11 protein-coding genes and 1 pseudogene are annotated in these 14460 nt (G+C 59.2%); 6 read left to right on the plus strand and 6 right to left on the minus strand.

Features of this window, described 5'->3' with window-relative positions; genetic code table 11:
- Window positions 1–114 precede the first annotated feature (114 nt).
- The 3 genes from IVB05_RS32985 (at window position 115) to IVB05_RS32995 (ending at window position 4176) form a co-directional block, all read left to right on the plus strand.
- Window positions 115–1947 (plus strand): hypothetical protein, encoded by a 1833-nt coding sequence (locus tag IVB05_RS32985; RefSeq protein WP_247780168.1) that lies wholly within the window; start codon window positions 115–117, stop codon window positions 1945–1947.
- A 645-nt stretch (window positions 1948–2592) separates the two neighbouring features.
- Entirely contained in the window at window positions 2593–3201 is a 609-nt protein-coding gene (locus IVB05_RS32990) for a hypothetical protein (RefSeq protein ID WP_247780169.1), read from the plus strand.
- Between the two features lie 141 nt (window positions 3202–3342).
- The gene (locus tag IVB05_RS32995) at window positions 3343–4176 is read left to right on the plus strand and encodes a response regulator transcription factor (protein WP_247780170.1); all 834 of its coding nucleotides are present in this window, start codon (window positions 3343–3345) and stop codon (window positions 4174–4176) included.
- A 32-nt stretch (window positions 4177–4208) separates the two neighbouring features.
- Here the strand turns inward: IVB05_RS32995 and IVB05_RS33000 are convergent, their stop codons facing one another.
- The 5 genes and pseudogenes from IVB05_RS33000 to IVB05_RS33020 form a co-directional block, all read right to left on the minus strand.
- Window positions 4209–5540, minus strand: a complete 1332-nt coding sequence (locus IVB05_RS33000) for an HlyD family type I secretion periplasmic adaptor subunit (RefSeq protein WP_247787198.1) — start codon at window positions 5538–5540, stop codon at window positions 4209–4211.
- Window positions 5541–5764: 224 nt separating this feature from the next.
- Window positions 5765–7561, minus strand: a complete 1797-nt coding sequence (locus IVB05_RS33005) for a type I secretion system permease/ATPase (protein WP_247780171.1) — start codon at window positions 7559–7561, stop codon at window positions 5765–5767.
- 114 nt (window positions 7562–7675) lie between these two features.
- On the minus strand, window positions 7676–8164 hold the full coding sequence (locus IVB05_RS33010) for a hypothetical protein (RefSeq protein ID WP_247780172.1): 489 nt from the start codon (window positions 8162–8164) through the stop codon (window positions 7676–7678).
- A 331-nt stretch (window positions 8165–8495) separates the two neighbouring features.
- A pseudogene (locus IVB05_RS33015) lies at window positions 8496–9464 on the minus strand (IS481 family transposase).
- An 84-nt stretch (window positions 9465–9548) separates the two neighbouring features.
- Entirely contained in the window at window positions 9549–10580 is a 1032-nt protein-coding gene (locus tag IVB05_RS33020; protein WP_247780173.1) for a hypothetical protein, read from the minus strand.
- A 1176-nt stretch (window positions 10581–11756) separates the two neighbouring features.
- Between IVB05_RS33020 and IVB05_RS33025 the strand changes: the two genes are divergently transcribed.
- The 3 genes from IVB05_RS33025 to IVB05_RS33035 all read left to right on the plus strand — a co-directional run bounded on the left by IVB05_RS33025 (window position 11757) and on the right by IVB05_RS33035 (window position 13290).
- Window positions 11757–12353, plus strand: coding sequence for a lytic transglycosylase domain-containing protein (locus tag IVB05_RS33025; protein ID WP_247780174.1), 597 nt, complete (start codon window positions 11757–11759; stop codon window positions 12351–12353).
- Window positions 12354–12413: 60 nt separating this feature from the next.
- Window positions 12414–12887 (plus strand): VOC family protein, encoded by a 474-nt coding sequence (locus IVB05_RS33030; RefSeq protein WP_247780175.1) that lies wholly within the window; start codon window positions 12414–12416, stop codon window positions 12885–12887.
- A 136-nt stretch (window positions 12888–13023) separates the two neighbouring features.
- On the plus strand, window positions 13024–13290 hold the full coding sequence (locus IVB05_RS33035; protein WP_247780176.1) for a hypothetical protein: 267 nt from the start codon (window positions 13024–13026) through the stop codon (window positions 13288–13290).
- A gap of 726 nt (window positions 13291–14016) precedes the next feature.
- On the opposite strand, the gene IVB05_RS33040 is transcribed toward IVB05_RS33035, so the two are convergent.
- Window positions 14017–14292, minus strand: coding sequence for a hypothetical protein (locus tag IVB05_RS33040; RefSeq protein WP_247780177.1), 276 nt, complete (start codon window positions 14290–14292; stop codon window positions 14017–14019).
- Window positions 14293–14460: the final 168 nt, after the last annotated feature.

Here is a 14460-nt window from a genome sequence, read left to right on the forward strand (position 1 = left end):
GCCTGACGGATGAAACGCTGGCTGAGACAGTCTGATTACCAGAGCGGAATTGTTGTGAACGAGTTAGTTCGACGATGTGAGTGACGTCGAACGGCGGTAGTGATGGGGCCGCGCATGATCTGGGGTAAGCGGAATGAGCGCGTCGCCGGATCTGGGCGACGTTGGCACGGTGCAGAAACTAGCACCGTAAAGTCAACTACGCGCGGCTGGTACGGCGGCTGCTCCGTGTACCCATTTGTCTTTCGCGCCGCACCCGCATTGTTCAGCCTCGTCCTGCTCGTCCCCTCCCATGCCGCAGCCGCGGAGAACGAAGACATCGCAGTTCTCCGGCGTATGCTCGGAGAGCTAAAGGCGGAGAACCGCAAACTTTCCGAACGTCTCAGCGCCCTGGAGGGGACATCGCCGGCGCGGCGGACCAAGCCCGTGGCGGTGCACCAACATCCGGCGCCTGCCGTAACTGCGGCGAAGCCTGCACCCACGGTTCTGTCACCGCCCGTCGATCCGCCCGCACTGCCCGCTCCGGATTTGTCCGAAGCCGCAGCGAAGAGGCCGCTCGGCGTGCGCGTAAGCGAGTTGGAAATCGTCTGGGCGGCACAGGAGAACGCAACGCGCCAGATCATCCGCGACTCGCTCTCGAAGACCGGTCCGAAGATCAACAGCTTCCTCGCGCTTAGCGGTGTGGTCGAAGGACTGGCCTCGCGGACCGGCTCGTTCACCGGCCCTACCCAGGAAAACCTGTCGCTGGGTACGGCGGAACTCGATTTCGATATCAAGCTGAGCGACTGGTTGACCGGTGCTGTGGTTCTCCACTTCGACAATGGCACCGGCGCGATATTCCCGACCGGGAATCAACCGGTGGTGCCGACAAACATCGTCGGCGTAGGCGTGGATCGCTTCACGCTTGATCGGACTCACATTTCAGTCGGCGATCTGATGCAATTCCCGATCGCGGCCCGCTTCGGCGTGGAGGTTTTGCATTTCGGTACGTCCACGGGCGTGGCACGCCTGGATACGCTCTCGATCGGCACTCCGCTGACGACCGAGGTGTTTGAAAACCGTCAGACGGCGGGAGGCCTGGAATTCGCGTGGCCAACCCCACCGCGGCAGCCGCCGCCGGCGCCCGTCGTTGTTCCACGCGTTAGTCCGTTGGTCGTCGCACCGGCCGTGAGCCAACTGATGCGTTGGCTCGGCTACACCCCGCTGCCTGAGCGTCCGTTCCGACCTACGCCAGTCACATTCCCGTTCGACCCGGCGCCCTTCTACGGCTCAGTCATGACCTATAGAGGCAGCGACAGCATCATCCCCGGCCGGACGAAAATCGACGATTACAATGCCAGTCTCGGTTTCCGGACGAGGGGCCATTGCGGCGTGCCCTATGACCAGTTGAAGGACTCGCTGGTTTGTCCATGGACCCTTGACTTCCATGTCGACTACGACACCTCCGTTTTCGAAAGCAGATTTTTGCGTTCGTCCTACCTGCCGTTCCTGAATCAGATCGGCCGGATTCCTGGAGTGGCCGCGAGCCTCAAAACCAGTTTCGGTCCGTTCGCGTTCGTGGGGGAGGTAAATGCCGCAATTCAGGACGCCAGGTTTATCGACGGGCTCGGCATTGCGCGGAGCATGATGCCGATGACTTGGCAGGCTTCGATTGCCTACCAGTTTGACTGGAACCCATGGATAACGGAGATCGGCGCGCAGGGCGATTTCATCTCGGTGGGATATTCCGGCAGCAAAGACATGGCGGGTGTGTCGATCCTGCAAAACGGCGTGCCAACCCGGATCGGATTCGTCCCGCAACACCGGCTTTTCCTTACCGGAGGCGAGTGGGTGATGGACGGGCTGAAGGTGGCCGTGGAATATTCAGCCAATTGGGACTATCCGGTGAGCGTCGGCGGGACGGGAAAGGTCGCGCATGGCTGGTTCGGACTGATCCAGCTCAATTTTTGATCCGTCTGCGTCCGGCGCTTAGAGAACGAGGGAGCCAATATTCTGGAAGCATCGTCACGACAGATGGAGCCAGCAGGCCGCTTCCGCCCGCCTCTCACCAGAATGAACGCAAGAAGATTGATGACTCCCGGTTAGCGGCAAAATGCAGCTGCGTTTTCGGCCGGAGCGACGGTGCGCCTTCCCACGCGCCAGCATAGAGCGCAGCCGCCGCAAGTTGTGAAAAGTAAACGTGCCGCAATTCACCGACATATGACGATTGGCGAGCAACAGCCGAACCCGATCACCTGCGATCCGAGAGTTCTTGCTAGCGACGCGCGCTCCCGGCTGTCTCGGTGATCGGGAGCGCACGCTATCGTGCGCCATTCGCAGGATGGCAGTCGCGATGATGTTCAGCAACGCCGTGATGATAGCGCTGACGGTGGAGTAGAAATCGACCTGTTGAGCGGCGTGGCTCGATCCGCCACGAAAACTGCTCACCCACCGCGGACCGTGGTACGCCGGCATAACGATGCAAGAGCTTGCTGCGGCGAAGGACCGGCGCTTAAGCAGCAGTTAATACTTTTGCGCAAATGATAGACAACCAGCGCAACATTAGATCGTCGCAAGAAATGCGAGCAGAACTCAGGCCCCTCATGAGGGATTAGCATGAGAACGCTTCTCATTGGTGTTCTGGCTGCGACCCTGGTTGGCTGTAGCTGCCTTTTACCACCGCAAGCGAGCATGGACGCGTGCATGGACGCGAGCGGGTCCGGCTGTCTCAACGGGATGGCGGTCAGTCGGTCGATTGAACCGGCGCCAGCGTCATCCAAGACCAATTCCGCGACAACAAAAGTCAAGTCCACGATCGCGACGAAGACGGAAAAGCCGTCGATTGCCGACGTCCGCGACAGGCCCCAATTCGCTGAGAAAAAGGCGAAGTCCACCATGATCGAAGCGAAAGTCGAGGCTCCGGCATCTGGTCGGCCCGCTGAGACGTCCGATCCGATCATTATCAAGGCGAAGACCACGATTGCTGCGAAACTGGAGGACCCGACATCTGCCGAGTTCGGTGAGATGAAACGGGCCATCCGCAAAAATACGCTTGGAAAGTCCGTCGACACCATTTGCGGCCGTGTCAAAGGAAAGAAACCGTCGGGCGAAGATACCGGAGACAGGCCGTTTCTATATCTCGTGACGGAAGATGAAGCATACGTCGTCGATGGCCCCGCGAATTCGGCGGCGGCGACCGCGTATCGCAATATTTGCAGCAGCTAGCCCGGAACAACGGAACCGCTGCCAAGAAATGTTGCAACGGACCAGAAGGTCCCCTGACGACGTTCCTGACGAACTTGAAAGTCGGAAGCACGTCGCGATCAGCAGCAATTCGCTGCAGAGTGTGTGGGGCAGACTTGCTCCATGGAAAATGGAAATCAAAACTGGTGGAGTGCTCAGCGTTTCTCTGAACTCGAGGATATCATGGACGATCTTATTAATCTCGCAGAACTAGCCCAGGGGTCACCGCCAGTGATCGTGATTATCGAGCAGCATGTCCTGGCGCGCACGTGCATCCTCAATATCCTCAAGAGAGAACTCAGTGGATTCGAGGTCGTCGAGATGGCAACGACAAATGACCTGAACTGGTTATCCAGCAGAGATATCCGCTTGATTGCGCTGAATATCGGGGACAAGCAGATCACTGACCCTACGATCGAGGATAGCCTCACCCTCCTCGCGGAATCCTGCCCGACAGCGTCCGTTGCCGTGTTGTCAAATCGCAACGACGATGCGACGGCTTCAGCTGTGATGCAACGGGGAGTGCGCGGCTTTTTTCCAACATCGATCCCGGTCGAAGTCGCTATTGCCGGATTACGCCTGGTCCTTGCCGGTGGCGTCTACCGACCGTTACCGATCGTTGGGCAAAATAGAGCGTCGAGCCTCAAGGCGATATCGGAATGTCCCGACGCGCCCGAGCTATTCGGAGCTAACGAGGGTAACGGCACCACCAGGATTGTACCGGAGAAGGCGATGGTCGCCCTTACGCCACGCGAACAACATGTGCTCGAGGCGCTGCAGCTCGGCCTTCCCAACAAGTTGATTGCCGTCAGGCTCAACCTTTCGGAAAACACCGTAAAAATGCATATTCAACGCATCATGCGAAAATGCTCCGCGCATAACCGCACCGAGGCGGTCGTTCGCTGGAGCCGGCGAGCCAACGGTCATGCGCAGCCCTCACGCGTGCGGTCATCCTGAGGGCTGCCGGAGCTCGCAGTTCTGGTCGCTGCTTAATCCTCGCGGAACGCGCTGTGGAAGCTGTCGAGCAGAGGGCTGAGGGCGTAGAGCGCCACTGTGCCGCGACCCGTCTTGATGAACACCTGGGCCGGCATTCCCGGAATGATCGGGACACCATCGATCCCCGCGACCGCCGGATCCTGCACGCGAATCTTCGCTGCGTAGTAGGGTTGATCCGTGCGCTTGTCGACCAGACGGTCGGCGGAAACATGCGTCACAATCCCATGGAGCCGTGGTACGCGGCGCTGATTGTAGGGCAGAAGATTCACATCGGCGCTCAGTCCGGGACGGACCACATCGATGTCCTCGGGCCTGACGCGTGCAATCACGATGAGCCGGTCTTGCCGGGGCACCAAATCCATGAGAGGTGCGCCGGCGCCGATCACGCCACCTGGCGTATGGATCTTCAGGTCGGTTACCACGCCGTCCTCGGGCGCCCTGACCGCCGTTCGCGACAGCTGGTCGTCGGCCGCCTGCAATCGCTCGCGTAGCTGAAAAATCTGGTTCTGAACCTCGCGCAGCGACTGCGCGATCTCGTTTTGACGGTCATGCTCCAGTTTGAGGAGAGTTGCCTGCGATTCGTTGATAACCTGCCCGGCGCGCGATATCTGCGCGACAATCTCACCCCGCCGCCCCTCGATGTCAGCCATCTCCCGCTCGAGGTTCAGAAGCCGCGGACGCCGTTCAAGCCCCTTGTTGACGAGCATGGCGACCGTAGCCGCCTCCTCGCGGACAATTTCGATGCGCCTCGATGCCGCGCTTTCCTGCGCCCTGAGACCTTCGATCTCTTTTTCTACCTGCGACCTTTTTTCCCGGTTCACGGCCACTTGCGATTGAAAGACCTGCCGGCGCGTTTCGAAAATGGCTTGCTGGCCGGCAAGAATATCCGTGACCGACGGAATAGCGCGCTGTGCCGTCTCCAGCCAGGCCGGAAACGACACCCGCTCCTCTCCGCGCTGTTCCGCCTGCAGCCGTGCTTCTCGTGCCATCGCCTCCCACAACTGGCCTTGCAGGCTCTGGGTTTCGGCACGAGCCTTGGTGTCCTCCAACGAGATCAGTGTCTGTCCCGCGCGGACAACGTCGCCATCCGCGACCAGAATTTTCCTGATGATGCCACCCTCGAGGTGCTGAATCGTCTTGCGGCTCGACTCGGATTCGACGGTGCCGACAGCAATCGCGGCGCTCTCGAGCGGGGCATAGGTTGACCAGGTGCCAAGACCAACGACAAAGCCGAAAGCCAGCAAGTTTCCTGTCCAGGTGATACCGCGAAGCCGATCGCGGAGCGCCGGCGGTGCCGATCTCAGCCACCGTGGGGCTTCCCAAATCTCAGCGTGAGCAAATGCAATTTTCAGACGATCCCACCCCCTTCGGGCAAAGAGGTGAAAATGCTTGATGTGGATCCAGGTGACACGGCGCTGCCGATCGCAGAACGCTGGCGCCACCGATCGCAACCACCGTGAGACCTCTCGAATCTTGATCTGAGCGAATGAAGTTTTCATGAGATCCCGTTCCCTTCGGGCAAAGCGATAGGGAGAAGGTGTGTCGCGAGTCATGGCGAAATCGGTTGCGGTGAGGTGGCAACGCTGCGTTCGCAGTTTTGGTCCGAGCGACCTCGCACCGGTTCGCGCGAAGCAACTTGCGGGCGCGCCAAACACCTCTCGAAAACTTCCCTGCTCTCGCCGAAGGCGGTAACCGCGCCGTCCTGCATGATGGCAATCTTGTCCGTTACGCCCAGGATCCCGATCCGGTGGGTGATGATGATGACACTGGTATTGGTCGCCTTCATCCATTCAATGGCGTCGAACAGCATGCGCTCGCCGAGCGCGTCGAGGCTGGAGTTCGGCTCGTCCAGGACCACGAGGTGTGGGTCGCCGAAGAACGCCCGTGCAAGGCCGAGGCGCTGGCGAAACCCGCGTGGAAGATTGGCGCCTCCGCCAACGAGGACCGTATCGTACGCCTGCGGCAGCCGAATGATGGTCTCGTGAAGGCCGGCCATCTTTGCTGCTTCAATGACCTTCTGCAAATCGGCGTCGCCCAGCCGGCCAATGATGTCCTTTACCGTTTCTCCGAAGAGATCGATATCCTGCGGCAGATATCCAAGGCGCCGGCCGCCGCCCAAATCGCGCACGACCGAAATGTCGACGCCATCGAGCAGGACCGAGCCTGCCGTCGGAGCGGAGATTCCCGTGATGATCTTGCCAAGCGTGGATTTGCCGGAGCCGGATGGACCGATAATGCCAAGGCATTCACCAGGCGCCAGACAGAACGAAACGCCGTTCAGGAACAAGTGGCTCGTTCCTGGCAGGACGGCGGCGACATTGTTCACGATGAGATCGCCCTTCGGCCTGTCCGGGAGGGTCTTGACGTTCGCAACCGGGGTGACAGCGGACATGATGCCGTTGAGCCGGCGGTAGGCGGCCTGGGCCATCGCGAATGCCTTCCAGCCCGCGATCGCCCCTTCGATGGGCGGGAGCGCGCGTCCGAACAGCATGCTCGCAGCAAAGATGATGGCCGGGCTCCTGCCCTGCTCCAGGACGAGCCAGGCGGCAGTGCCCATGATCAGCACCTGCGTCAGCGCCCGCATGGGTTTGGAGATCAGCATGATGATCTCGTGGCGGCGCTGGACCACCTCTTGCTCGCTCCTGGCATCCTGCGCAGCCTGGCGGATGAGGCGTGCGGCACCATCGAGCATTCCCATGGCCCTGATCACGTGGAGGTTTCCGACCGCCATGCCGAACCATCCCTGGCTCCTCGTCTGTGCGGCGGCCGACCGCGCCAGCGGCCCCTCGGTGAGCCGATCGCCGAGAAGCCCGAGACCAAGCAGGAGAAGCGCGCTCAGTGTGCCGATCACGCCCAGTAACGGATGCACGAGGAAGAGGACGCCGAGGAAGAGCGGCGTCCAGAGCACGTCAAACAGGGTCGAGCAGGCTCCGGACTGGGCGAACTGACGCAGGGTTGTAAGATCGCGATAGGCTTCAGATGCCCGCGCCCGATCGACTTCATAGGCGTATTTGAAGCACGTGGAGAGCGTTGCCGGATGGAGTTCTTCTTCAAGCCACTCGCCCATCCGGCCCAATGCAGCGCGGCGCAGTGCATCAAGCACGCCGCCAACCACGACGGTAAACGCAACGATGAGCGTCAGCATCAGGAGCGTATCGCTGCTGCGGCTCGACAGAACGCGATCATAGATCTGAAGCAGATAGATGGAAGGCGCGAGAAGAAGGAGATTATAGCTGCAGCTATACGCGAAAACGAGTCCAAGCGACCCCACGCAGGCCCGCAAGGCCGTCTTCAACGGCGTCCGCGGTGGTGACATCGTTTGCAGCCGGAGCGGTGGCATCAGCATTGCGGTCCCGCCAGAGATCTGAAGTCCGAACCTTCCGCCCCATTATTCGTCGACTTCGCGACGAATTGAGACCGGCGGCGTTCAGCCGCCGGTCTCACCCCTCACAGGCATCGATCAGCTGAACATGCCTGAATCGTCGATATGGAAGTGCTCGGAATCGTTAAGCACGTCGCTCAGGTTCACGGATTCGATGCTGGCCTTGAAGTAAACATCTCCGCCTTCCGCCTTGTTGTCGTCTCCGCCGTCGCCGCCGATACCGGCCGCCACGTTCTGACTCATGTTCGCGGCGAGGAAGTTTTCCTGATAGGCCGTCGTGTTGGCATCCACGTCGGACTTGTTATGGCCGCTCTCCGATTCCTGGTCGCCATTCGACACGGCCTTTCCGCCCTCTGCCTTGGAAAACTTCTCCGCCTTCGCATTCGCGCCCCCGGCGTCCCAGTATGCCTTCTGGTAAACGTCATCGCCGTTTTTGACGTGGACGTCGGCGCCTTCCGCCTTGTTGGTCGGCTCGAACTTGATACTCGGGTTGCTGATGATATTGCCCTCGTTGTAACCGTCTCCACCGTTACCTGCGCTGTTGCCGCCGGTCGATGCCTTGAACATGATCGTGTCTGAAGGAAATGATGCCTTTGCCATGTGAGTCTCCCTGATGTGGTTTGCACACTGTGCGTCCCAATGTGGACAGCAACGATCTTGGATTTGGACACCGGATCGGTCTAGCCGCCAAAGCTGATGCCACCCTGTGGCAACGGTGTACGCCCGAAATGCTACGGTCTCGCCGCCGAGATCCGGCGAGCTTCAATGCCGCTGGAGCGTTTTCGAGCGAAGCATGCCCTGGGACTTGATCCGTGGGTAGAGACCGGTCCGCGTCAAGAAACTGCGTCAAATGAAAAATCGAGAGTTCCGTTTCGATTCTATCGAAACGGAAAAGGCTCTAGGTGTGGAGCCTCAAGAGGTTGTTCCCGGCTATGCGGAGTCTACTGATTGGCGGCTTTGAGTCGAGACTGCCATGAGGCCGGTGCCAATTGTAGCGGTGAAGCCATCTAGGCAACTCGGCGGCACGTTCTTTTGAGGTGTTGTAGGCTTGGGCATAAGCCCATTCGCGCAAGCTGGTCTGGATGACCGTTCGGCCTTGCCGTTGGTCTTGGGTGTATAGGGCTTGGTGCGGATGTGCTTGAGGCGAAGGCGCTTGCAGGCTTTGCGGAAGGCAAAAGATTTGTAGCAGGAGCCGTTATCCGTCATGACACGCTCGACCGTTACCCCGAGGCTCGTATAGTAGGCGATGGCCGCCTTGAGGAAGGCGACGGCACATCCCTTTTTTCTCGTTCTTCATGACCTGACTGAAGGCGATCCGGGACGCGTCGTCGATGCAGACATGCACGTACTCCCAGCCCGGCCCCCTGCCACTGGAGCGCTGGCTGCTCTGGCCGGTTCGATCGCCGGTGATGCGATGGCCGATCCGGTTGAACTTGCCGAGTTTTTTGATGTCGATGTGAATCAGTTCACCCGGGTTCTCGCGCTGATAACGCCGGATCGGCTCGGCCGGCTCCAGCGCCGAGAGCCTGTTGAGGCCCAACCGCCGCAGGATCCGACTGACCGTCGCTGGCGAGACGCCGACTTCGGCGGCGATCTGCTTGCCGGTGTGACGCTGTCGGCGCAACGCCTCGACTGCGGCGCACCTGGCAGGCGGGGTTTGGCTTGGCAATGAAAAAGGTCTTGAGGAGCGATCGCGCAATCCATCCACACCTTCCGCGCGGAACCGACCGACCCATTTGGCGACCGTCTTCGCTGTGGTGTTGAATCGAACTGCGGCCACGGCCTTCGTAAGGCCGCCTTCGATTACGCTCCGCACCATCGCCTCTCGACCTCTCGGCGTCAGAGGCGCATTCTTATGGGTGTCCATTCGGTTCTCCCTCGGAATCTGAAGCTTCAGCAACCTCAGCTTCCTCGGTCAGGGCCGAATGGACAACCTCCTGAAAGCTCACATCTAGGCATGATCCAGCAAGTGGAGGTCCGACAACAGCTGCATGGCGAAATCGCCGCCAAACGCAGCGTTGCCGTGGCCGCCGTCACCACCGATTCCGGCAATCTGGATCGTGCTCTGATCGAACTGGACGTTGTTGGTCTGATGTGCCTCGGCGGTTGAATTGTAGCCGGCGACCGCAATGTTAATCGGGGCGTAGATCGCCACGTCGATGTCGACCATGCTTCCCGAGAAATGGCCGTTGCCGCCGTTGCCAGCGCTGTTGTTGCCGGTCGCGATGACGTCAGAGCCGATCAAGTCGAAGATAGAAGAGAAAATGTCCGAACTTCCGCCAATCGCGGCATTGCCGTTCCCGCCATCACCGCCGACGCCGGCCATCTGGAACGCAGATTGATCGAACACGACATTGTTTGTCTGATCAGCGTGGGCACTGGAATTGTATCCCGCCACGGCGATGTTGATCGGATAGTAAAACGCAAAGGTCGCGTGAACGATGCCCCCGTAAAAGTATCCGTCTCCGCCGTTGCCGGCGTGGTTACCCCCGCTCGCGATCACATCGGAGCCAGTCCCGCCGTGGTCGGACGCGAGGCCCGCCCCGCCGATGGTTTGGTGGGGCCCGTGGCCAGTTCCGGAGACAGACACATCTCCGCCCATCGCGGCATTGCCGTTCCCGCCATCGCCCCCGACGCCGGCCATCTGAAACGCGGATTGATCGAACACCACATTGTTCGTCTGATCAGCGTGGGCACTGGAATTGTATCCCGCCACCGCAATGTTGACCGGGGCATAGACTGCGACAGGAGCATGCACCATTGCTCCAAAGAAGTAGCCATCGCCACCATTGCCGGCGCTGTTGTCACCGGTGACGATCGCGCCAGGGCCGATAGACCCGAACGCGCCGACGCTTCCGCCCAATGCGGCATTCCAATTGCCGCCATCACCGCCAACTCCCGCGATCTGCGTTGCGGACTGATCAAAATAGGTGATGTTGGTCTGATCGGCGACGGCAGTTGTATGGGTGGCCGCCCGCGTCACGTGGGACGGCTCGGAAGCAGCGTAGCTACTGTGGACCGGCCTCCCGGCGAAATAGGATTTGATGCCAAGGCCAGCGCCGATGCCCTCAACATGGTCCGGGAAGAGTGGCCGCGAATCCGCGGAAAGCCACCACGAAACTGGCGCGTCGGTCTCGTATGGATACTTGCTACCGAGGTAAACGCCGTCCGATAGACCCCGAACACCCATAGCTGCTGCCCTACCGAAATCGCTTCGCGCCGACTGGACGGACGCTCCCGAACTCAAGAAAAGAATGTCACCGCGGCAGGCCAAAAGCCGAGTCGTCAATTCGGATCGCAAACGTTCGGATGGTTGACATGATATCGGTTACATCCGTTCGGATGTGGAGTGGGGAAGTGCTCGGTGTATTAACCCTATTATCAGACTTACCTCGTCGCTGCTGCGCGTAAGTCAATTCTGCCGCGAACCCGCCTCATTGGATCCTAGAAATCGTTCTGCGACGTTGGGCAGATTATTTCCCCCGACTCGGGGCAAGCTTCTTCGTTGCGGAAGAGTAGATCATGATGAGGGTGGGTCTCATCGTTGTTGGCCTCAGCGCATTGACTATCATGGAGCTGGGGACACCACCGCGCGCGAAGACAACTGCGCCAGATCCGGTCGAGCAACTAACCGTCGACGTACGCGTATCAGGCGACACGTTGGAGACGGCTGATCGGCTCGAAATCCATCGTTTGCAGCATGAAGCAGCGGTTCAGCCGACCTCACCTGTCGAACCAACACTACCACCGGATGTGACGACGGCCACAACTCCAGAAGCGGATTTGAGCACTGTTAGGAGCCGTACAGACGACAAGAAGCACGTTGTCAGGAAACTAAGACCTGGACCCAAGTACACAGAGCCCAACAAGCCTAAGCCTAAACCCACAACATCCAACAAAGCTGCAAGGATGGATCGGTCGAAGGCGATGGTCGAGGTCAAGCCGTGTCGTCCATATTCTTTCGATAGTCTGCTTCAAGCATTGAACTTGTCCTCCCGATGCCAGACCTAGCACAATGGTTTCGTGCAATGTCGAGTCAGCCGGCGTGAAACCGGCTCACCGCACTCGCCCCCCAAGGGAAGCAGAGAGTGTGGACGAAATCAGACCGCCTCGCCTGGACGAGCGGGGCGCAACTGATAGATCGCGAGATTCGCTTTGCATGGCAGTCGCGGAAATCGCTTTAACGGCGGCGATTGCGTTGGCCGTTATCTTAGGCCTCTACATATTTCGCAGTACTCATCCAAACCGGCAGACAATCGAGGCAATCGACGTCAAGGCTCTGGTGGAGCGCATCATCAAAGTCGAATCGACGGGAATTGCGAGTAAAAGGAACAAGCTTTCCAGCGCCACAGGGGCCGGTCAATTTCTTGATGACACATGGCTCGAAGCCGTACGAAAGCATCGCCGCGATCTGATCAAAGGCCGCAGCGACAAAGAACTCTTAAAGTTACGCCGGGACGCAGAACTTACTCGCGAGATCATTACGCGGCTGGTTGAGCAATATGCCAGGACGCTGCAAAAACGGGATCTGCCCCTCACGTCCGGTTCCCTCTATCTAGCCTATTTTGCTGGACCAGCTGGCGCCGTAGCTCTGCTATCCGGCGCAGAACACGCCGACGCCGCATCCGTTATGGCCGCCGCTGACGCGACCGGTCGAACCACCCGCCAAAAACTTGTCAGGGCTAACCCATTCCTCGAGGCACTAACGGTAGGCGATCTCAGAAACTGGGCCGATCATAAGATGCGTGGTATCTAGATCGCGCTAGGAGGGGGTGGGGAATGAGCGCGATTTGGAGTGGAACCGAAAGGACTCGCAATGGCAAAGAACACGATTTGCCTCTGGTACGATAAGGACGCCGAGGCTGCTGCACGATTCTACGCCGAGACCTTCCCCGACAGCGTAGTGGGCGCCGTCCACCGTGCACCCGGTGACTATCCATCCGGCAAGGCGGGTGATGTGCTGACGGTCGAATTCACGGTTGCCGGCGTCGCTTGTCTCGGCCTCAATGGCGGTCCAGCGTTCAAACATAACGAAGCCTTCTCGTTTCAGATCGCCACTGACGATCAGGACGAGACCGACCGCTATTGGAACGCCATCGTCGGCAATGGCGGGCAGGAAAGCGCGTGCGGCTGGTGCAAAGACAAATGGGGCGTTTCCTGGCAAATAACGCCGCGCGTGCTAACCGACGCGTTAGCGGCTGGCGGTGATGAAGCGAAGCGCGCATTTGATGCGATGATGGGTATGAAGAAAATAGACGTCGCCGCGATCAAGGCGGCGCGGCGCGGCTGACGTTGCGGTTGCAGACACTCCGATTCCCCTAAGACCGTGGCAAGATCGAGCCACGCGGGAAGACGATCCCGGTCTCGTGGCTTACGTCTGCGACTCGCGGAGCGACCGCAGCCTGTCTTTCAAATGCAGGAAAAGCTTGCAACAGCCTAAAGCGCTTAATAGCGCCGGCGGAAGCATTATCGCGGCAAGCAGCAAAGGCGACATGCTCGATGAAGGGTCGATCCATCTTCCAAACGACCAGCCCAAAGCAAGATCAATGGAAACAATCAGCAACGCGAGGGCAAGCAGCGGTAAAATGAGCCCTGTAACCATCGAACGCCAGCTTGGCGCAGCTGCTGACCAATCGATGCCATCGAAATTCATTTTAATAGCCATGATAATTGAACAACGTGATTATCTTTAAAACCAATGATCGTACGCCTTTTTCCGACTGGTTTCATCGCACGGTGCACGGCAGTGGCCCAAGATGCACGCGGCGGAGCCGCAGCACGCCGAGCGGTCCGAAGACTTGTTCTGCGGGGAACCGTCGTGTGCCGCGTCCTTGCACCTTGTGCCGCTTACGCAGGAAGTGTCGCATGCGATCATAGACGTGGTTGTCGATGGCTCGATAAGCCACGGCATTCTGCAAATGCTATAGCAGCGATTTGATACCGTTTGTAGGCCGGAACAGACTTAATTTGGGTTCCAGGTGAATCCGTCTGTGGAGATAATGGCCGCAGCTCGCAGTAAAAATCCGGCCGGCGTCCGCGTTTGCCCTGATCGATGAGGTCTAGCTACTCGGCCCGCAGCAATGATTTAAGCCGCTTGTATTAATCTCAATACCGAGACCGTCTTCGAGCGATCGCTTGATATTTACGTGCCTCGCTTCCCTTCAAGGAATAAGGCAAGGCAAATTCCGATGTCGCGCTCCGCGCGTCCCAGCGATGATGAACAATTTCGAATCTGGTGCGTTAGGCCCGACCAGTCAGCGATCTGCAGCCGGTCGAGAGCGCGCGGATGGTTATTCGAATCCTGTTCGTTTCATGGGCCGTTTTCCTGCTGGCATCGCAACTCATTTGCGGCTGCGCCACATTCTTGCATTGGCTTTCGGCAGGCTAACGGCCCCGCGCAGCGATGATGTCCGACAAGATCAGTACCAGGGCCACCAACTGTAACGATACCGCGGATTACCGTAGTTGCCAGGTCCGGCGTACGGTCCATAGAAATTCTTGTCGCCGTAAACCCACCTGGCGACGGGCCGTCGCACATTCGGTCGATAGCAGTTTCCCGCCTCGTCGCAGATGACCTTCGCGGCCGTGATCAGCGAATCCGGCGCAGGCTGACTATGGCTTAGAAGCGGCGCCGCATCGGCATTGGTAGCAATCAAAAGGCCGGCCGCCAGCACGGACGCACAGATCGTTCGCATGTTTCTTTCTCTCCCTCGCGCGAATTTACTAGCTGCTTCGAAAATACAGAGACTCGAAAATACAAGACTGATGGCTGACTGCCGTCCAAACCGGAGCCTGCCTGATCGAGCCTACCCCGCTTGACCGGATGCTGACTAGGGCCTTCCACGCGTATTTTTCCACGATTA

The sequence above is a fragment of the Bradyrhizobium sp. 170 genome, assembly GCF_023101085.1.
Lineage (GTDB): Bacteria > Pseudomonadota > Alphaproteobacteria > Rhizobiales > Xanthobacteraceae > Bradyrhizobium.